This window comes from Ferrovibrio sp. GW821-FHT12D07 (genome assembly GCF_058807275.1).
Genome location: NZ_JBXAQN010000001.1, coordinates 1,236,963 through 1,254,001 on the forward strand (window position 1 = coordinate 1,236,963; position 17,039 = coordinate 1,254,001).

Sequence of the window (17,039 nt, forward strand, 5' to 3'; positions counted from 1 at the left end):
CAGCTTGACGGTCTCCGGGGGGCTACTTACCTTTAACCTTCGATGGTCGGATTCGTTGTGTCATGGCGACTCCGGCCCAACCATTCCAAAGAGGTTCCCCCATGTCCGCGCCGACCAAAGTTACCGACGCCTCCTTCGAGAGCGACGTCCTGAAGTCCTCTGACGCTGTGCTCGTCGACTTCTGGGCCGAATGGTGCGGCCCGTGCAAGCAGATCGCCCCGGCGCTGGACGAGATCGCCAGCGAGATGGCCGGCAAGCTGACCATCGCCAAGGTCAACATCGACGAGAACCCGATGACTCCGTCGAAGTTCGGCGTGCGCGGCATCCCGACACTCATCCTGTTCAAGGATGGCAAGCCGGTGTCGACCAAGGTCGGCTCGATGCCGAAGAGCCGCATCGTCGAGTGGATCAACTCGGCGATCTAAGAATTATCGGATAAGACCCGGCCCGCGAGGTACAGCGAGCCGGAGATAATGACGCGGGCCGGTGCTGAAGCAGCATCGGCCCGTATCGTTTGTGCGATCTGCCGGATGGCAGCTTCGGCGCTGCCGGCGGGTTCTGCTGCCAGACCGATACTGCGGGCGGCATCCGCGAGGTCTTCGGCCGACAGGCTGTTGGCCTCGTCCGGAATGGCGATGCAGCGCGCGCCCTGCAGGCCGGGCGCCAGGGGGCGGAGGAAACCTGACGCATCCTTGGTGTTCAGCATGCCGGCCAGCAGCCAGGTCGGCCGTGGTGGCAACTGCTTCAGGGTATCGGCCAGCGCCTCGCCTGCCATGGCGTTATGCGCGCCATCTAACCATAGTTCTGTCCCGGGCGGCAGCAGATCCACCAGCGGTCCCTTGGTCAGTTGCTGCATGCGGGCCGGCCAGTCGACTTGGCGCAGGCCGGCGGCGATGGCGTCCGGGGAGATGGTGAAACCGGGCAGGTGCCGGGCGCAGGCAATCGCGATGCCGGCATTGATCACTTGATGCGCGCCCAGCAGGGCCGGGCGGGGCAGGGTCAGTTCCACCATGCTGTCGCGCCAGACCAGACCATCAGCCGTCTCGCGCACCGTCCAGTCGCGGCCATGGCGGAACAGCGCCGAGCCGGTTTCGGTGGCGCGTGCAGCGATGACAGTGATGGCGTCCGATGGCTGCGGGCCGACCACGCAGGGCACGCCGGGCTTCAGGATGCCTGCCTTGTTGGCAGCGATCTTGGTAATCGTATCGCCGAGGAAGGCGACATGATCGATGCCGATCGGCGTCAGCGCCGTCAGCGCCGGCTGCGGGATGACGTTGGTGGTGTCGGCGATGCCGCCCAGTCCTGTTTCCAGCAGCACCAGATCAGCCGGCGTCTCCGCGAAGGCGAGATAGGCTGCCGCCGTGGTGATCTCGAAGAAGGTAATCGGCATGCCGGCATTGACGCGCTCGCACTGTTCCAGCAGCGCGACCAGCCGGTCATCGTCGATCAACTGGCCGGCCAGCCGGATACGTTCGTTGAACCGCACCAGATGCGGCGAGGTATAGGCATGCACGCGATAGCCGGCGGCCTCGGCCATGGCCCGCAGGAAGGCGGTGGTCGAACCCTTGCCCTTGCTGCCGGCCACATGGAACACCGGTGGCAGATGCAGATGTGGATCGCCCAGCCGCGTCAGCAGGGCGCGGATGCGGTCCAGCGAGAGGTCGATCGCCTTGGGATGCAGCGCCATCAGGCGCTGCAGGATCGGGTCCGGTTTAGCGGGCGCGTTTGCCGGCGGAGCCATGCGGAATCTCGCCGGTCGGCGGAATCTCCAGGCCCGGGCGCGGCAGCGCCACCACATCGGCCTTCGGCTGCGGGTCGAGCAGCAGGGCGACGATACGCCCCAGCGTTTCGCGCAGCTCGCGGCGATGCACCACCATGTCCAGCATGCCGTGCTCCAGCAGGTATTCAGCGCGCTGGAAGCCGGTGGGCAGGGTCTCGCGGATGGTCTGTTCGATCACGCGCGGGCCGGCAAAGCCGATCAACGCGCCCGGCTCTGCGACCTGGATGTCGCCCAGCATGGCGTAAGAGGCCGTGACACCCCCGGTGGTCGGATCGGTCAGCACGACGATGAAGGGCAGATGCGCCTCGCGCAGGCGCTGCACGGCGATCACCGTGCGCGGCATCTGCATCAGGCTGAGGATGCCTTCCTGCATGCGCGCGCCGCCGGCGGCGGCGAACAGGATCAGGGCGGCATTCTGGTTGATCGCCAACGTGGAGGCGGTAATCAGCGCCTCACCGGTGGCCATGCCCATCGAGCCGCCCATGAAGGCGAAGTTCTGTACGGCGATGACGACATCCTGGCCGGTCAGCGTGCCATGGGCGACGGCGAAGGCATCCTTCTGGCCGGTCTTGTTGCGCGCATCCTTCAGGCGGTCGGGATACTTCTTGGAATCGCGAAAGTGCAGCGGGTCCTGCACCACGTCGGGTAGTTCGATGGTCTGGTATTCGCCCCTGTCGAACAGCGCGGCAAAGCGCTCCTTCGGTCCGACGCGCATGTGATGATCGCATTTCGGGCAGACATGCTGGTTCTCTTCCAGCTCCTTGGCATAGATCATCTGCTGGCAGTTCGGGCATTTGCGCCACAGATTGTCCGGCGTGTCCTTCTTCGCGGTGAATTCGCGGATCTTCGGCAGGACGGTACGGGTCAGCCAGTTCATCGCAATCTTCCTTGCTTTAAGCCGCGACCTTGGCGACGCCGCGTACGGCTGCGCTCAGTTCGCGTACCAGTTCCAGCACATGCTTGGCCGGATCGATTTTCTTAATCTGGGCCTCGGCCACGCGTTCCACAAGGGCCGTGCCCACCACGGCGGCATCGGCCACCGCGGCGATTTCGGCGGCGCGCTTGCCGTCACGGATGCCGAAACCGACGGCCACCGGGATTTTCGTGTGCTGCTTGATTCGCGCAACCGCCTTGCCAACCGCATCGGGATCGGCCGCTGCCGCGCCGGTGATGCCGACAATGGAGACGTAGTAGAGGAAGCCCGAGGTATTCGCCAGCACGGCGGGCAGGCGGGCCGCGTCGGTGGTCGGCGTCGCCAGGCGGATGAAGTGGATGCCGGCTTTCACGGCGGGCAGGCAGAGTTCGCTGTCCTCTTCCGGCGGCAGGTCGACGATGATCAGGCCATCCACGCCGGCGGCCTTGGCATCGGTCAGGAACTTGTCGACACCGTAGGCCGAAATCGGATTGAAGTAGCCCATCAGCACGATCGGTGTCGCGTCGTCCTTCTTGCGGAAGTCGGTCACCAGCTTCAGCGTCGTCTTCATGCTGGCACCGTTGGCGAGTGCACGCAAACCCGCTGCTTCAATAGACGGGCCATCGGCCATCGGGTCGGAAAACGGCATGCCCAGCTCGATCACATCGGCGCCGGCAGCCGGCAGCTCGGCCAGCAGGCGGGCACAGGTGGCGTGATCCGGATCGCCGGCGGTGATGAAGGTGACCAGGCCGGCACGGCCCTGGTTTTTCAGGTCAGCGAAACGCTTGTCGATGCGGCTCACAGCGTCACTCCCAGGGCTTTCGCCACTGTATAGATGTCCTTGTCGCCACGGCCCGACAGGCAGACCGCCATCAGATGATCCTTCGGCAGCTTGGGCGCCAGCTTGATCACCTGCGCCAGCGCGTGGCACGATTCCAGAGCCGGAATGATGCCCTCCGTCCGGGACAGCAGCTGGAAGGCATCCAGCGCCTCGCGATCGGTGGCTGACAGATATGTCACGCGGCCGACCTCATGCAGCCAGGCATGCTCCGGGCCGATGCCGGGATAGTCGAGGCCAGCGGAAATAGTATGCGCCTCGGTGATCTGGCCGTCCTCGTCCTGCAGCAGGAAGGTGCGGTTGCCATGCAGCACGCCGGGCACGCCCTTGGCCAGCGAGGCCGCATGGCGCGCCGTCTCCAGCCCTTCGCCGGCGGCTTCGACGGCATAGATCTGCACGCTGCGCTCATCCAGGAAGGGATGGAACATGCCGATGGCATTCGAGCCGCCACCGATGCAGGCGACCAAGCTGTCCGGGATACGGCCCTCGCGCTCGATCATCTGCTCCTTGGTCTCTTCGCCGATGATGCACTGGAAGTCGCGCACCAGCTGCGGATAGGGATGCGGGCCGGCCGCCGTGCCGATGATGTAGAAGGTGTCGTGCACGTTGGTGACCCAGTCGCGCAGCGCCTCGTTCATCGCGTCTTTCAGCGTCTTCGAGCCGGATTTCACGGCGCGCACTTCGGCGCCCAGCAGGCGCATGCGGAAGACGTTGGGCTGCTGCCGCTCGATATCCACTTCGCCCATATAGATCACGCAGGGCAGGCCGAAGCGCGCCGCCACGGTCGCCGTCGCCACGCCATGCTGGCCGGCGCCGGTCTCGGCGATGATGCGCTTCTTGCCCATGCGCTTGGCCAGCAGAATCTGGCCGATGCAGTTGTTGATCTTGTGCGCGCCGGTGTGGTTCAGCTCTTCGCGCTTCAGGTAAATCTTCGCGCCACCCAGATGCCGGGTCAGCGGCTCGGCGTAATACAGCGGGTTCGGGCGGCCGACATAGTCGCGCAGCAGATAGTCCATCTCGGCCTTGAAGGCGGGATCGGCCTTGGCCTGCTTGTAGTGCTTCTCCAGCTCCAGGATCAGCGGCATCAGCGTCTCGGCGACGAAACGCCCGCCGAACTTGCCGAAATGGCCGTTCTCATCGGGGCCGGTGCGATAGGAATTGATCGCCGTCATCACTTGCCTCTTACAAAGTCTTGGCCGCGGCCAGGAAGGCCTCGATCTTTTTCGGGTCCTTCTTGCCGGGCGCGCTTTCCACGCCAGAAGATACGTCGACGGCCTTGGCACCGGATTGCTGGATCGCCTGCGGCAAATTGTCCGGCGTCAGGCCGCCGGACAGAATCCACGGCCGCTTGAATTCCGCGCCCTTCATGATGGTCCAGTCGAAGGCGATGCCGTTGCCGCCGGGCAGCTTGGCATCCTTGGGTGCCTGGGCGTCGAACATCAGCCAGTCGACGCAATCCTCGTAATCCTTGGCCTTCTTCAGGTCGGCTTTGGTCGAGACCTTGATCGCCTTGATGATCGGCAGGCCGAAATAGACGCTGATGGCGCGGCAGCGTTCCGGCGTCTCGTCGCCATGCAGCTGCAGCAGGTCGAGGCGGGCTTTCGCCAGGATGGTGTCGAGGAAATCGGTTTCCGGATCGACGAAGACGCCGACGCGGTCGATGCCGCTGGGCACCAGGTTGAGCAGGGCTTCCGCCTGCTCGGCCGAGAGATTGCGTGGCGAGGGCGGGAAGAAGATGAAGCCGAGCATGTCGGTGCCGTTATCCACCGCGGTGGCGAGACCGGTCTCGTCGTTCAGGCCGCAGATTTTGGTGAACAGCGCCATGTCAGGCGGCCTCTGCCAGTTCCTGCGCGATGGCGCGCGCGCTGGCTTCCGGATCGGGCGCTTCGGTGATCGGCCGGCCGATGACCAGATGGTCGGCGCCCAGCCTGATCGCGTCGCCCGGCGTCATCACGCGCTTCTGGTCGCCGGCAGCACTGCCCTTGGGGCGGATGCCGGGCACGACCAGCTTGAAGTTCGGGCCGCAATTCTGGCGCAGCAGCGAGATTTCAGTGGCGGCGCAGATCACGCCGTCGGCGCCGTTATGCTGGGCCAGGCGGGCGAGGCGGATCACATGCTGGCTGACATCGCCGGTGACGCCGATGGCGGCCAGGTCGGCAGCGTCCAGCGAGGTCAGCACGGTGACGGCCAGGATCAGCGGGCGCGGGGCGCCGACCGACTTGGCGGCCTCGACGGCAGCGCGGATCATCGCCGGGCCGCCGGAGGCATGCACGGTCAGCATCATCGGGCCCATCGCCGCGGCGGCGGAGCGCACGGCGCCGGCCACCGTATTGGGGATATCGTGGAATTTCAGGTCCAGGAACAGCGGTGTTCCGGCCGGGACCACGGCGCGCACATCGGCCGGGCCGCGGGCGGTGAAGAATTCCTTGCCGAGCTTGACCCCGAAGCCGGCAGCGGAGGCGGCGCGGGCGCAGCGGGCGGCAAAATCCATGTCCACGGTGTCGATGGCGCAGAAGACCGGCGCCGGGTTTTTCGCGAGGGCGTTCATGGGCCGGGCTTATAACGGAAATGCCCCGGGGAGTCTCCCCTCAGACACTCCCCCAGGGGGGCCGATAGGGCTACACTCCCGGCCATGAAATCCCGACTCAGCACCATCCTGCCCGCCTTGGTTCTGCTCTCCGGCCCGGTCCTGGCCGCGGATCATGCCAGCATCCTGATGTACCACCGCTTCGGCGAGAATACGGTGCCCAGCACCAACATCCGGCTGGAGCAGTTCGACGCCCATATCGCCGAGCTGAAAAGCGGCCCCTACAAAGTGCTGGGACTGCCCGAGATCGTGGCGAAGCTGAAAAGCGGCGAGGCGCTGCCCGACCGCGCCGTCGCCATCACCGCTGACGATGCCTATATCTCCGCCTTCACCGAAGGCTGGCCGCGCCTGAAAAAGGCCGGGCTGCCGTTCACGCTGTTCGTCGCCACCGAACCGGTGACCAGCAAGCTGAAGGGCTACCTGACCTGGGACCAGATTCGCCAGATGAAGGCCGAGGGCGTCACCATCGGTGCGCACAGCCATCGTCATCCCTCGCTGCCCGCGCTCAGCCCTGAAAAGGCGCGCGAGGATCTCGAAACATCCATGGCGCTGTTCGAGAAGGAACTGGGCGAGAAGCCGACGCTGTTCGCCTATCCTTTCGGCGAGTGGGACCTGAAGACGCTGAAACTGGCGAAGGATATCGGCTACAGCGTCGCCTTCGGCCAGCATTCCGGCGTCGCGCATCCCAAGCACGATATGTTCTGGTTGCCGCGCTTTCCGATGAACGAGCATTTCGGCAGCGTCGACCGCGTGCGCCAGGCGCTGAATGCGCTGCCGCTGCCGGTGACCGATGTCGAGCCCGCCGACGTGCTGGTGAAGCTGGGCCAGACCACCAATCCGCCGACACTGCGTTTCACCGTGGCGCCGGGCATCGAGCGGCTGAACCAGATGGTCTGCTATACCGGCGAGGGCAAGGCGATCCAGCCGAAAGTCATCACCGAGCGCCGCTACGAACTGCATGCACCGGACGCGCTGAAGCCGCCGCGCGACCGCATTTCCTGCAGCGTGCCGAGCAGCGAACAGGGCCGCTTCCGCTGGTTCGGCATCCAGTTCACGGTTGTGAAGTAACGGGCGTGAAATAACGGCCGCATAAACTCACAGCGACGTGATGCCGCCCGTTCTGCGGGCGGGCGTACAACAGCCTTCCAGATAAAACTGGGAGGTCCGTCATGATCCGCATGCTTTCTGCCCTGCTGCTTGTCCTCCTCGCATTGCCTGCGCAGGCGGCCGAGATCAGCATGCTCACCGCCGGCGCTTTCAAGCAGGTGCTGCTGGCTGCGCTGCCCGGCTTCGAGGCGCAGAGCGGCCATAAGGTGCTGGTCGATGGCGACACCGCTGGCGGCCTGGCGCGCCGCATCGAGGGCGGCGTCACTTTCGATCTCGTGGTGATGACGCCGGCCACTATCGAAGGCGTGATCGCCAAAGGCTTCGTCCGGCCCGAGAGCAAGACCAACCTTGCCCGCGTCGGCATCGGCGTCGGCATCAAGGAGGGCGCGGCGAAACCCGATCTCTCCAATGCCGAAGGCTTCAGGCAGCTGGTGCTGAAGGCCAAGGGCATCACCTATGTCGATCCGGCGTCCGGCGGCACCAGCGGCATCTATCTGGCCAACCTGTTCAAGCAGTGGGGCATCGCCGAGCAACTGGCGCCGAAATCGGTGCTGGTGCCGGGCGGCTTCTCGGCCGAGAAGATCGTGACCGGCGAGGCCGAGGTGGCGATCCAGCAGATCAGCGAAATCCTGCCGGTGAAAGGCGTCGTGCTGGCCGGTCCGCTGCCGCCCGATATCCAGAGCTACACCACCTATACCGCCGGCCTGAGCGCTAAAGCGGCCCAACCGGCGGCGGCGAAAGCCCTGCTGGACTACCTGGCGGGGCCGCAGACGGCGAAAATCCTGGCCGAGAAGGGCATGCAAACGGCTAACTAGCTGGTTCTACAGAAACTATTCTGGCCCCGGGGTGCCGCACCGGGGCCAGTCCGGGGCCAATTCGGGCCCGTTCAGAGCCAATTGGAGCCCATTCAGGGCCAATTGAGTCCCATTCAGAGCCAATTCTGTCCCATACGGAGCCAAGCCGGGCCAAGTGAAGCCCGTTCAGACGGCATGGTGTGATTCACGATTTCCGACAGCAGAAATGAGAACATAAAGTGTACATCAATCATGGCCGCCGGGGAACGGTTTTGTTAAAACCCCGGGGATGAGCATTCCCGTCGCCGATCCCGTCCAGCGCAGCCGCCGCATCAACGGCTATGACCTGTCGTATCTCGAAGCCGGCAATCCGTCGGCCACGCCGCTGCTGCTGGTGCATGGCTCGCTCTGCGACCAGCGCATCTGGGCCGCGCAGATGCAGCCGTTCGCCCAAGACTATCGCGTGCTGGCACTCAGCCTGCGGCATTGCTGGCCGGAGCGGTGGAATGGGGAAGGCGATGGTTACGAGATTCACCGTCATGCCGAGGATATCGCGGCGCTGATCTGGGACCTCGGCGCCGGGCCGGTGCATCTGGTCGGCCATTCGCGTGGCGGTCATGTCTCTTTCCGCGTGGCCCAGCATCACCCGGAGTTGCTGCGCAGCCTGGTGCTTTGCGAACCTGGTGGCCAGCTCGATCCGGTTTTGAGCGATGATGGCGCGCCGCCGCCGGGCGCGGGCCTGGGCAAGATGTTTGCCGACAGCGCCGACCTGATCGCGCGCGGCGATGTGGAGGCGGGACTGGAACTGTTTGTCACCGCGGTGGGCGGGCCGCGTGCCTGGAAATACGGCAGCGAACGCTTTCGTCAGATGGCGCGCGACAATGCAACGACATTGATCGGCCAGCAGCGCGAGGCACGGCCGTCCTTCATGAAAGACGAGATCGAAAGCATCGCGATGCCGGTGCTGCTGGTCGGCGGCGCACTGACCAAGGGCCACTTCCCGAAAGTGCTGGATGCGATGGAGCGGCTGCTGCCTGATGCGCAGCGGCTGCTGATCGAGGGTGCGGGCCATCCGATGTACGAGCAGCGCCCGGCCGTGTTCAATGCGGCGGTGCTGGCGTTTCTCAACGCGCGCTGACCTGCGCCGGGCGCGGGGACGCCGGTTACGGCTTCTCGATGCCGCGCATCATGATGTCGAAGCCCGCCAGCACCGGGTCGGGCCTTTTCGTGCCCCATGCCACGACAACACCGCCTTCAAGCGTGCTCATCAGCGCATTCGCCATGGGAACGGGATCGATATGAGGTGCGATCTCGCCGCTGGCGATGCCTTCCTTCAGCACGCCGGCCAGCCAGTTGATCTGCATCTCCAGCATCCCGGTGATCTTCGGATGGACGGACTCGGGCACGGCCATGAGATCGACTACGAGGGCGCAACAGACCGGCAGCTTTCCTTCATGGAAGTAGAGCAGGAAAACCTCACCATAGGCGTGCAGGCGCCGTACCGGGCTCGGGTGCTGGTGGTCGAGATCCTTGAGGAACTGGTCGGTGCGCAGGTTGCAGTCGTTGACCAGTTCCTTCAGCAGGTCTTCCTTGGTGGCGAAGTGGTAATGGACGCTGGCTTTGGTGATGTTGGCTTTCGTGGCGAGGTCGGCATAGCTGAATGCCGGATAGCCCCGCGTACGGATCAGGTGCTCCGCTGTCTCCATGATGGTGACGCGGGTATCTTTGCCTGTCTTGCTCATGGGTACTGTACGGTCCTGCGGCAAATCTTACTGGTGATCGCAGCGTTCGGAGTGTCCGCATCGACCTGGCAGCGCTGTATGGAGTGTCGCCATGACCGGTTGCAAGTTCAGTTTTCATACTATGCGTCGGACGGCCGGCTGGCGCAGGCGCGCTAGCCGCGCGTCACATGAGCGGCGACGCAGAGCCAGGTGCCGGCGCCAGCCTGCTTCATCCAGATATCGGTATAACGGCCCTGGCCGGCATTGCCGTCGGGCTTGGTATAGACCGTGCGCGCATGGATCAGCGCGGTGTTGCCCATGATGCGGATGCGCACATCCTCGCAACGCAGGTCCTTTGCGGCCGAGGGCTTGGCGATCTGCGCCAGAAAGCCGGCGCGGTCGGCCAGCGTGCCATCGGGATTGGAATTCAGGAAATCGGCGGACAGGTTCTGTTCGAACCAGACTGTATCGGACTCGGCCACGCTGCGGATGTAGTTTTCGTTGAGGCTGTACAGCGTGTCGTGCTCGGTAGCCATTGTTCACGAACTCCAGTTTTCCGGGCGGCCATCCTGTGGGAACCGGCCGCATCTTCGCAAGATTTATCAAACGGCCCCGTGCTAGCGTTTCTTTATCAGACAGGAACACCCGAGCATGACCGACTTCACAACATCCGATTCAACCAATCAGGCGAGCTATATCCGGCGCTTTACCCGTGTGACGGAATATATCTATGCCAACCTGGATGCCGAGCTGGACCTCAACACGCTGGCCGATGTGGCCGCGCTGTCCCCCTGGCACTGGCACCGCATCTGGCAGGCGGTTTATGGCGAGACCGTGGCTGCCACGGTGAAGCGCCTGCGCCTGCAGCGCGCCGCCGCCGATCTGGCGCAGACACAGATGGCGCTGGACGACATCTGGCCGCGCGCCGGCTATGGCAGCCTCGCCGCCTTCAGCCGCAGCTTCAAGGACGCCTATCACATGCCGCCGGCGGAATACCGCAAACGCGGCAGCCATACCCGCTTCACCATGCCGTCTTCGCCCAAAGGAGTGTCCATCATGCGCGATGTCGCCATCAAGACGCTGAAGCCCGCCGAGCTGGCCGTGATTCCGCACAAGGGTTCATACATGGAGATCGGCCGCGCCTTCGAGACGCTGTTCGGCACACTGGCCGCGCGCAACCTGATCCGGCCGGGCCTGTGCATGAAGGGGTTGTTCTACTCCGATCCCACATCGGTGCCGGAAGCGGAGCTGCGCTCGGCCGCCGGCGTGATCGTGCCGGATGGTGATTTTCCGGTCGAGCCGCCGCTGGAGCGCGCGGATTTGCGTGGCGGCGACTACGCCGTGCTGCGCCACAAGGGGCCTTACTCGGACATGAAGGCGGCCTATGACTGGCTCTATGGCGAATGGCTGGTGCGATCGGGCCGTGAGGCCGCCGATGCGCCGGTGTTCGAGGATTATCTCAACAATCCGCGCGAGGTGCCGCCCACCGAACTGCTGACCGATATCTGTCTGCCGCTGAGGTGATATGCCGAAGAGCTGGACCGACAAGCTGCGTGATGGCCGGCCGCACCAGGTGAAGCCGGTACCCATCGATATCGCCGGCATGAAGCGCGGCCAGGTCATGCTGGTGCCTTCGCCGCAGGTGGTCGATGCCTTCATCCGCAGCATTCCGCGCGGGCAGGGCATGGATATCCCGACGCTGCGACAGCGGCTGGCCCGCAAATACAGGGCACAGGTCACCTGCCCGATCACCATGGGCTTCATGCTGCGGATCGTGGCCGAGGCCATGCTGGAGGCGCAGGCGGCCGGCGCGCCGGCGAAAAGCCTGACGCCGGTCTGGCGCGTGCTGGATGAAACGGCACCGGTGCTAGGCCGGCTGGCAGGCGGCAAGGCCTTCATTCTGGCGCAGAGAAAACGCGAAAAGCTGGCACCGTAATTTTCTTGCTTGACGCATTCCCGCTCTCCGCTTACCGTCCGCGCACCATGCAGAGCATTATTCTCACCGTAGCTACCATTAAGGTTACCGCCACCGGCGGTGCCCTGGGTCGTTGCGCGTGAAGAGATAAACGCACAAGCAGTGAAACCCAGAGGCCCCGCCGGCGACGGACGGGGCCTCGGTGTTTCTGGGGTCCCGTTCATCACCGGCAGGTCTCTTCCACGATGGAGACCCAAGATGAACAGCCTGAATCCAGGACGATTTTCGGAGATGGACGCCTACGACCACCGGGTGCTCGGCACGCGGCTGGACCTCTTCCACCAGCAGGAGGAAGGCCCCGGCATGGTGTTCTGGCATCCGCGCGGCTTCGCGCTTTATCGCGTGGTGGAGGATTACATCCGCCGCCGCATGCGCGAGGCGGGATTCGCGGAAATCCGCACCCCGCAGCTGCTGTCCTACAGCCTGTGGGAACAGAGCGGCCATGCCGAGAAGTTCGCCAATGAAATGTATCGCCTCAGCAGCGGTAATCGCCCCTTTGCGCTGAAGCCGATGAGCTGCCCGGGCCACGCCCAGGTGTTCTCCAAGACGCTGCGCTCGGTGCATGACCTGCCGATGCGCTATTGCGAATTCGGCGCCTGCCACCGCGACGAACCGTCGGGCGCCTTGCAGGGGCTGATGCGCACGCGCAGCTTCACGCAGGATGACGCGCATATCTTCTGCACGGAAGAGCAGGTCGAGCAGGAGGTGCAGCGCTTCTGCGAGCTGTTGCGCAGCATCTACAGCGATTTCGGCTTCGGCGCGCCGCTGGTCTTCTTTGCCACGCGGCCGGCCAAGCGTGCGGGTGACGATGCGACCTGGGATCGTGCCGAGGCTGGCCTTGCCATGGCGGCGCGGCGGGCGGGGCTGGATTTCGCCATCAAGAGCGGCGACGGCGCTTTCTATGGCCCGAAGCTGGAATTCCATCTGCGCGACAGCCATGACCGCTCCTGGCAATGCGGTACGGTGCAGCTCGATTTCGTGCTGCCCGAGCGGCTGGATGTCAGCTATGTGGCCAGCGACGGCAGCAGAAAAAGACCCGTGCTGATCCATCACGCCGTGCTGGGCAGCATGGAGCGTTTCATCGGCATGCTGCTGGAGCATTACCAGGGTGCGCTGCCACTCTGGCTGGCGCCCGAGCAGATCGTGATCGCCAATGTAACCGATGCGCAGGAGGGTTATGCCCGCAAGGCGGTGGCGGCGCTGGGCCGCGAGGGCCTGCGTGCGGTAGCCGACAGCCGGCAGGAACGTCTGGGCCGCAAGATCGCCGAGGCGCATGAGCAGGGCGTGCCGCTGGTCGGCGTGGTGGGCGAGCGCGAGATGGAGCGCGGCACGCTGTCGCTGCGCTGGCGCGGCGGCAAGCAGGAGGAGATGTCGCTCAACGATGTGGCGCGCCGGTTGCGGCCGGATGCGGTGAAGTGAAGCCATGCCGCCCGTCCTGCATCTCCTGTGCGGCAAGATCGCGGCTGGAAAGTCCACGCTGTCGGCCGAACTCGGCGCCATGCCGGATACGGTGACGATTGCCGAGGATCACTGGCTGGCGCGGCTTTATCCGGGCGAGATTGTCTCGGTGGCGGATTACGTCCGCTGCGCCGGACGCCTGCGCGCCGTGATGGGTCCGCATGTCGAAAGCCTGCTGTCGGCCGGCCTGTCGGTGGTGCTCGACTTTCCCGCCAATACACGCAGCAGCCGGGCCTGGATGCGCGACATCATCGACCGCGCCGGCGTCGATCACCGGCTGTATTACCTCGATGCACCCGACGAGGTCTGCCGTGCGCGGTTGCGGCAGCGCAATGCTGAAGGCCGGCATGACTTCACCGCCAGCGATGCCGAGTTCGATGTCATCACATCGTATTTCCTCGCGCCGCAGCCGGACGAGGGCTTTCATGTGGTGCATCGCAGGGTCGTATGATGGTGAATGTTCCGCGATGTTCTCAAGATTTGCGCGGATCGTCGCGATAAACGCATGCACGTTCGGTTGAAGTGAGGGGATGCGCGCCATATTTTAAACGGCACAGATAAAATCAAATGAGGGGGGCTCCCGAAGGATGCCGCATCACACACCGCTGATTGCCACCATCGTGATGGGCCTGGTGCTCGCCTTCATCTTCGGCGCCATCGCCAATCGCCTGCGGGTCTCGCCGCTGGTGGGCTATCTGCTGGCCGGTGTGTTCGTCGGTCCCTTCACCCCGGGCTTCGTCGCCGACCAGGGCCTGGCCAACGAGCTGGCCGAGATCGGTGTGATTCTTCTCATGTTCGGCGTCGGCCTGCATTTCTCGCTGAAAGACCTGCTGTCGGTGAAGGCCATCGCCATCCCGGGCGCGGTGGTGCAGATCGCCGTCGCCACCCTGCTGGGCATGGGACTGGCCTGGGCGATGGGCTGGGGCATGGGCGCCGGCTTCGTCTTCGGCCTGGCTTTGTCTGTTGCATCCACCGTCGTGCTGCTACGTGCCATGCAGGAGCGCCGGCTGGTGGAAACCGATCGTGGGCGCATCGCGGTCGGCTGGCTGATCGTCGAAGACCTGGCCATGGTGCTGGCGCTGGTGCTGCTGCCGGCACTCGGCGGCCTGATGATGCCTGATGGTGCCGGGCCTGCACCGCAGACTGCCGATATCCTGAAGACGGTCGGCATCACGCTGGCGAAGGTCGCGGCCTTCGTGGTGCTGATGGTGGTGGTCGGCCGCCGCGTCATTCCCTGGATTCTGCATTACATCGTGCATACCGGCTCGCGCGAGCTGTTCCGGCTGGCGGTGCTGGCGATTGCGCTGGGCGTGGCATTCGGCGCGGCCAAGCTGTTCGGTGTGTCGTTTGCGCTGGGCGCGTTTTTCGCCGGCATGATGATGAGCGAGTCGCCGCTCAGCCATGAGGCAGCCAATGAATCGCTGCCCCTGCGCGATGCCTTCGCCGTGCTGTTCTTCGTCTCGGTCGGCATGCTGTTCGATCCGGTGATCCTGCTGGAAAACCCGCTGCCGGTGCTGGCGACGCTGGGGATCATCGTGATCGGCAAGTCGCTGGCGGCCTTTTTCATCGTGATCGCCTTCCGCCACCCGCTGGGGACGGCGCTGCTGATCTCGGCATCCCTGGCGCAGATCGGCGAATTCTCCTTCATCCTCGCGGCGCTCGGCACCGAGATGAAGTTGCTGCCAGAAGAGGGCCGTGACCTGATACTGGCCGGCGCGATCCTGTCGATCCTGCTCAATCCGCTGCTGTTCGTGATGCTGGACAAACTCAAGCCGCGGCTGGAGCGCAAGCTGGGCAAGGATATCGGCAAGACGGCATCCGCGCCGCAGGCGACAGCGGCATCCGTCTCACCCGATCCCGATCTGGTGCCGGTGAAGACGGGGCTGAGCGGCCATGTGGTGCTGATCGGCTATGGCCGGGTCGGCAGCCTGGTGGGCGCCGCGCTGCGCCAGCGCAAACTGCCCTTCCTGGTGATCGAGGATTCCGAAAAGCTGGTGCGCGAGCTGAAGGCTCAGGGCATCGAGGTGATCGTCGGCAATGCGGCGCGGGCCGACATGCTGGCGGCGGCCAACTTGGCGCAGGCCAGGCAGCTGATCCTCGCCATTCCCAACGTCTTCGAGGCTGGGCGCATCGTGCAGGCGGCGCGGGCGGAGAATCCGAGTTTGAGCATCGTGGCGCGCGCCCATGCCGATGCCGAGGTCGACCATCTGGTCGAGCATGGCGCCGGCACGGTGATCATGGGCGAGCGCGAGATCGCGCGCGCGATGATCGAGATGTTACCCGCGCCCGCTCAGAACTGATAGGCGAGGATGAACTGGCCGAGCCAGGTGGTGCGGTCGGTGGCATCAGCATTGCCCTGCGACTGACGACGGCCATCGCCGGCTTTCGCCGCGCCCAGCACGGCATTGACGCTCAGGCCTTTCAGCGGTGTCTCCCAGACGGCAAAAAGATTCACCTCGTCCAGCAGGCGGTCGCTAGTGACACCGTTGGCAGTGTCGGGCTTGTCATATGAATGGCGGTAGTAGATCGCGCCCAGGCTCAGGTCGTCGGCCGGCTGCAATTTCAGCTGCACCATATGGGTGTTGAGGTTGGTGTTGGTGCCGACATAGCGCTGGTAGATCTCGCCCTGGTCCCAGCTGCCATAACCGCGCGGCCCGCCGGCCATGAACAGCGTGTCCCAGGCCGTGCTGCGATTGTCGGCCGCGTTGCCGTCGCCGCTGAAATGCGCGTAGCGATAGCTGATGCGCGGCGTCCAGGGCAGGTCGCCGAAGCGATACTGCGGCTCGACATACCACGCATTGGCACGCACGGTCGTCGCCCCCACATCGTTGCTCTGCCGCGCATATTCGCTGTAGAGCGCGAAATCCTTGAACATATCGCTGAGTGGCGCGAACACCGTGCCACCCGAGCGGACCGACCAGACGCTGAGTCCGTCACGGTTGGCATTCACGCCGCGATCGGCGTCATGGATTTTCAGCGCGGTGGCGCCGAGATACCACAGGCGTTCGGTATACTCGGCGCGGCCATGGTCCTTATGCGCCGAACCGAACCATTCGACGTTGCCGCCGTAGAGGCTGGTCGCGGCGTCGTCCTGACCACGCAGGAAATCCTGATCGCTGCCGTTGCGCAGGTGGAAGACATCGGCGCGTACCGGTGCGGTGTTGAGTCGCGCGATCGCCGTGCGGTCGAAGCCGGCGCGCGGGCCGATCACGTAGTTGCCGCGCCGGAAGCTGTCGAGTGTACCGTCGGCAATGAGAAAGCCGTCGCCGATCACGAAGCCCTGACGGCCGGCCGAGACATCGACGGCATCCTCGCCCAAAGTTGCAAACGCCAGGCCGGACTTCCAGCCGATATAGGCCTCATCCAGCTCCAGCGCTTCGGGCCGCCGGCCAGTGACGCTGGTGCGCTGGGCCTCGCCTTCGCCGCGTGTGGCCGAGCCGAGCAGCTTCAGGTTGCCGTAGATCGTCGTGTCATTGAGGTGATAGTCGAGCGCGAGGCCTGGCGCGATGAAGCCCTCGGCCCAGTCGCGGCCGCCCCGGCGCTTGGCCCCGGCCGACAGGCTGCCCAGGCCATTCTGCGCATTGGCGACCGAAAAGAGCCCGAAGGCAGCATCCAGGTTCAGCGTGATGTCGAGATCGCCGACCGCATAGGTCTTGCCGGGCTTGTCATGCTCGTCGTCCTCGGCGGCCCGGACGGCGGGAGCGGTCAGAATCAGGCCCGGCATCAGGATGGCGGCGGCGAGCAGGCAAAGCGGACGCGACATGATGTTTCCCCCTGATGGCGGCGGGTTGCTGGTCCGGCGGGACGCCATCGGTTATGCTCCGGTGATATTGCATCGGGCCGTCCGGCTCAAGCGCGGCTTGTCC

Annotated in this window: 18 protein-coding genes; 9 read left to right on the forward strand and 9 right to left on the reverse strand. The window is 64.9% G+C overall.

Going from position 1 to position 17,039, the window contains the following annotated elements; all coding sequences use genetic code 11:
* The first annotated feature begins 101 nt into the window (after positions 1-101).
* Entirely contained in the window at positions 102-425 is a 324-nt protein-coding gene (trxA, locus tag AC1RRE_RS06220; protein ID WP_144068820.1) for a thioredoxin TrxA, read from the forward strand.
* Here the strand turns inward: trxA and AC1RRE_RS06225 are convergent.
* The 6 genes from AC1RRE_RS06225 to pyrF are packed head-to-tail and all read right to left on the reverse strand — an operon-like array spanning position 422 to position 6,079.
* A complete protein-coding gene (locus tag AC1RRE_RS06225) occupies positions 422-1,741 on the reverse strand; it encodes a bifunctional folylpolyglutamate synthase/dihydrofolate synthase (protein ID WP_492980237.1) in 1,320 nt (439 codons plus the stop codon). The two genes, trxA and AC1RRE_RS06225, sit on opposite strands and share 4 nt — an antisense overlap.
* Positions 1,713-2,657, reverse strand: a complete 945-nt coding sequence (accD, locus tag AC1RRE_RS06230; protein ID WP_492980238.1) for an acetyl-CoA carboxylase, carboxyltransferase subunit beta — start codon at positions 2,655-2,657, stop codon at positions 1,713-1,715. Before accD ends, AC1RRE_RS06225 begins: the two co-directional genes overlap by 29 nt.
* Before the next feature lie 16 nt (positions 2,658-2,673).
* Entirely contained in the window at positions 2,674-3,495 is an 822-nt protein-coding gene (gene trpA, locus AC1RRE_RS06235) for a tryptophan synthase subunit alpha (protein WP_492980239.1), read from the reverse strand.
* A complete protein-coding gene (gene trpB, locus AC1RRE_RS06240) occupies positions 3,492-4,703 on the reverse strand; it encodes a tryptophan synthase subunit beta (protein ID WP_492980240.1) in 1,212 nt (403 codons plus the stop codon). The genes trpA and trpB overlap by 4 nt, the downstream gene beginning before the upstream one ends.
* A gap of 10 nt (positions 4,704-4,713) precedes the next feature.
* Positions 4,714-5,355: a phosphoribosylanthranilate isomerase gene (locus tag AC1RRE_RS06245; RefSeq protein WP_492980241.1), complete on the reverse strand. Its 642-nt coding sequence runs from the start codon at positions 5,353-5,355 to the stop codon at positions 4,714-4,716.
* A gap of 1 nt (position 5,356) precedes the next feature.
* Positions 5,357-6,079 (reverse strand): orotidine-5'-phosphate decarboxylase, encoded by a 723-nt coding sequence (pyrF, locus tag AC1RRE_RS06250; RefSeq protein ID WP_492980242.1) that lies wholly within the window; start codon positions 6,077-6,079, stop codon positions 5,357-5,359.
* A gap of 84 nt (positions 6,080-6,163) precedes the next feature.
* Between pyrF and AC1RRE_RS06255 the strand changes: the two genes are divergently transcribed.
* From AC1RRE_RS06255 to AC1RRE_RS06265, 3 genes are all read left to right on the forward strand, one after another.
* Positions 6,164-7,186, forward strand: a complete 1,023-nt coding sequence (locus AC1RRE_RS06255; protein ID WP_492980243.1) for a polysaccharide deacetylase family protein — start codon at positions 6,164-6,166, stop codon at positions 7,184-7,186.
* 101 nt (positions 7,187-7,287) lie between these two features.
* The gene (locus tag AC1RRE_RS06260) at positions 7,288-8,040 is read left to right on the forward strand and encodes a substrate-binding domain-containing protein (RefSeq protein ID WP_492980245.1); all 753 of its coding nucleotides are present in this window, start codon (positions 7,288-7,290) and stop codon (positions 8,038-8,040) included.
* 268 nt (positions 8,041-8,308) lie between these two features.
* A complete protein-coding gene (locus tag AC1RRE_RS06265; protein WP_492980246.1) occupies positions 8,309-9,157 on the forward strand; it encodes an alpha/beta fold hydrolase in 849 nt (282 codons plus the stop codon).
* 25 nt (positions 9,158-9,182) lie between these two features.
* On the opposite strand, the gene AC1RRE_RS06270 is transcribed toward AC1RRE_RS06265, so the two are convergent.
* Complete coding sequence (locus AC1RRE_RS06270; protein ID WP_492980247.1) at positions 9,183-9,761, reverse strand: TetR/AcrR family transcriptional regulator; 579 nt, start codon at positions 9,759-9,761, stop codon at positions 9,183-9,185.
* 152 nt (positions 9,762-9,913) lie between these two features.
* Complete coding sequence (locus AC1RRE_RS06275) at positions 9,914-10,276, reverse strand: nuclear transport factor 2 family protein (protein WP_492980248.1); 363 nt, start codon at positions 10,274-10,276, stop codon at positions 9,914-9,916.
* A 115-nt stretch (positions 10,277-10,391) separates the two neighbouring features.
* Here AC1RRE_RS06275 and AC1RRE_RS06280 point away from each other — a divergent pair, with 115 nt between their 5' ends.
* The 5 genes from AC1RRE_RS06280 to ybaL all read left to right on the forward strand — a co-directional run bounded on the left by AC1RRE_RS06280 (position 10,392) and on the right by ybaL (position 15,473).
* The gene (locus AC1RRE_RS06280; RefSeq protein WP_492980249.1) at positions 10,392-11,264 is read left to right on the forward strand and encodes an AraC family transcriptional regulator; all 873 of its coding nucleotides are present in this window, start codon (positions 10,392-10,394) and stop codon (positions 11,262-11,264) included.
* Between the two features lies 1 nt (position 11,265).
* On the forward strand, positions 11,266-11,676 hold the full coding sequence (locus AC1RRE_RS06285) for a hypothetical protein (protein ID WP_492980250.1): 411 nt from the start codon (positions 11,266-11,268) through the stop codon (positions 11,674-11,676).
* Between the two features lie 237 nt (positions 11,677-11,913).
* Positions 11,914-13,134, forward strand: a complete 1,221-nt coding sequence (gene thrS, locus AC1RRE_RS06290) for a threonine--tRNA ligase (protein ID WP_492980251.1) — start codon at positions 11,914-11,916, stop codon at positions 13,132-13,134.
* A gap of 4 nt (positions 13,135-13,138) precedes the next feature.
* Entirely contained in the window at positions 13,139-13,624 is a 486-nt protein-coding gene (locus tag AC1RRE_RS06295; protein WP_492980252.1) for a P-loop nucleotide/nucleoside kinase family protein, read from the forward strand.
* A 136-nt stretch (positions 13,625-13,760) separates the two neighbouring features.
* Positions 13,761-15,473, forward strand: coding sequence for a YbaL family putative K(+) efflux transporter (ybaL, locus tag AC1RRE_RS06300; RefSeq protein WP_492980253.1), 1,713 nt, complete (start codon positions 13,761-13,763; stop codon positions 15,471-15,473).
* Here ybaL and AC1RRE_RS06305 read toward each other — a convergent pair.
* On the reverse strand, positions 15,464-16,936 hold the full coding sequence (locus tag AC1RRE_RS06305; protein ID WP_492980254.1) for an alginate export family protein: 1,473 nt from the start codon (positions 16,934-16,936) through the stop codon (positions 15,464-15,466). The two genes, ybaL and AC1RRE_RS06305, sit on opposite strands and share 10 nt — an antisense overlap.
* Between the last annotated feature and the right edge of the window lie 103 nt (positions 16,937-17,039).

Excerpts from the sequence above, each read along its gene's own strand:
- AC1RRE_RS06270 (WP_492980247.1), bottom strand. The coding sequence starts at position 9,761 with ATGAGCAAGACAGGCAAAGATACCCGCGTCACCATCATGGAGACAGCG.
- pyrF (WP_492980242.1), bottom strand. The coding sequence starts at position 6,079 with ATGAACGCCCTCGCGAAAAACCCGGCGCCGGTCTTCTGCGCCATCGAC.
- AC1RRE_RS06275 (WP_492980248.1), bottom strand. The coding sequence starts at position 10,276 with ATGGCTACCGAGCACGACACGCTGTACAGCCTCAACGAAAACTACATC.
- AC1RRE_RS06285 (WP_492980250.1), top strand. The coding sequence starts at position 11,266 with ATGCCGAAGAGCTGGACCGACAAGCTGCGTGATGGCCGGCCGCACCAG.
- AC1RRE_RS06295 (WP_492980252.1), top strand. The coding sequence starts at position 13,139 with ATGCCGCCCGTCCTGCATCTCCTGTGCGGCAAGATCGCGGCTGGAAAG.
- AC1RRE_RS06265 (WP_492980246.1), top strand. The coding sequence starts at position 8,309 with ATGAGCATTCCCGTCGCCGATCCCGTCCAGCGCAGCCGCCGCATCAAC.
- AC1RRE_RS06305 (WP_492980254.1), bottom strand. The coding sequence starts at position 16,936 with ATGTCGCGTCCGCTTTGCCTGCTCGCCGCCGCCATCCTGATGCCGGGC.
- AC1RRE_RS06255 (WP_492980243.1), top strand. The coding sequence starts at position 6,164 with ATGAAATCCCGACTCAGCACCATCCTGCCCGCCTTGGTTCTGCTCTCC.
- trxA (WP_144068820.1), top strand. The coding sequence starts at position 102 with ATGTCCGCGCCGACCAAAGTTACCGACGCCTCCTTCGAGAGCGACGTC.
- ybaL (WP_492980253.1), top strand. The coding sequence starts at position 13,761 with ATGCCGCATCACACACCGCTGATTGCCACCATCGTGATGGGCCTGGTG.
- AC1RRE_RS06260 (WP_492980245.1), top strand. The coding sequence starts at position 7,288 with ATGATCCGCATGCTTTCTGCCCTGCTGCTTGTCCTCCTCGCATTGCCT.
- AC1RRE_RS06280 (WP_492980249.1), top strand. The coding sequence starts at position 10,392 with ATGACCGACTTCACAACATCCGATTCAACCAATCAGGCGAGCTATATC.
- trpB (WP_492980240.1), bottom strand. The coding sequence starts at position 4,703 with ATGACGGCGATCAATTCCTATCGCACCGGCCCCGATGAGAACGGCCAT.
- AC1RRE_RS06245 (WP_492980241.1), bottom strand. The coding sequence starts at position 5,355 with ATGGCGCTGTTCACCAAAATCTGCGGCCTGAACGACGAGACCGGTCTC.
- thrS (WP_492980251.1), top strand. The coding sequence starts at position 11,914 with ATGAACAGCCTGAATCCAGGACGATTTTCGGAGATGGACGCCTACGAC.
- accD (WP_492980238.1), bottom strand. The coding sequence starts at position 2,657 with ATGAACTGGCTGACCCGTACCGTCCTGCCGAAGATCCGCGAATTCACC.
- AC1RRE_RS06225 (WP_492980237.1), bottom strand. The coding sequence starts at position 1,741 with ATGGCTCCGCCGGCAAACGCGCCCGCTAAACCGGACCCGATCCTGCAG.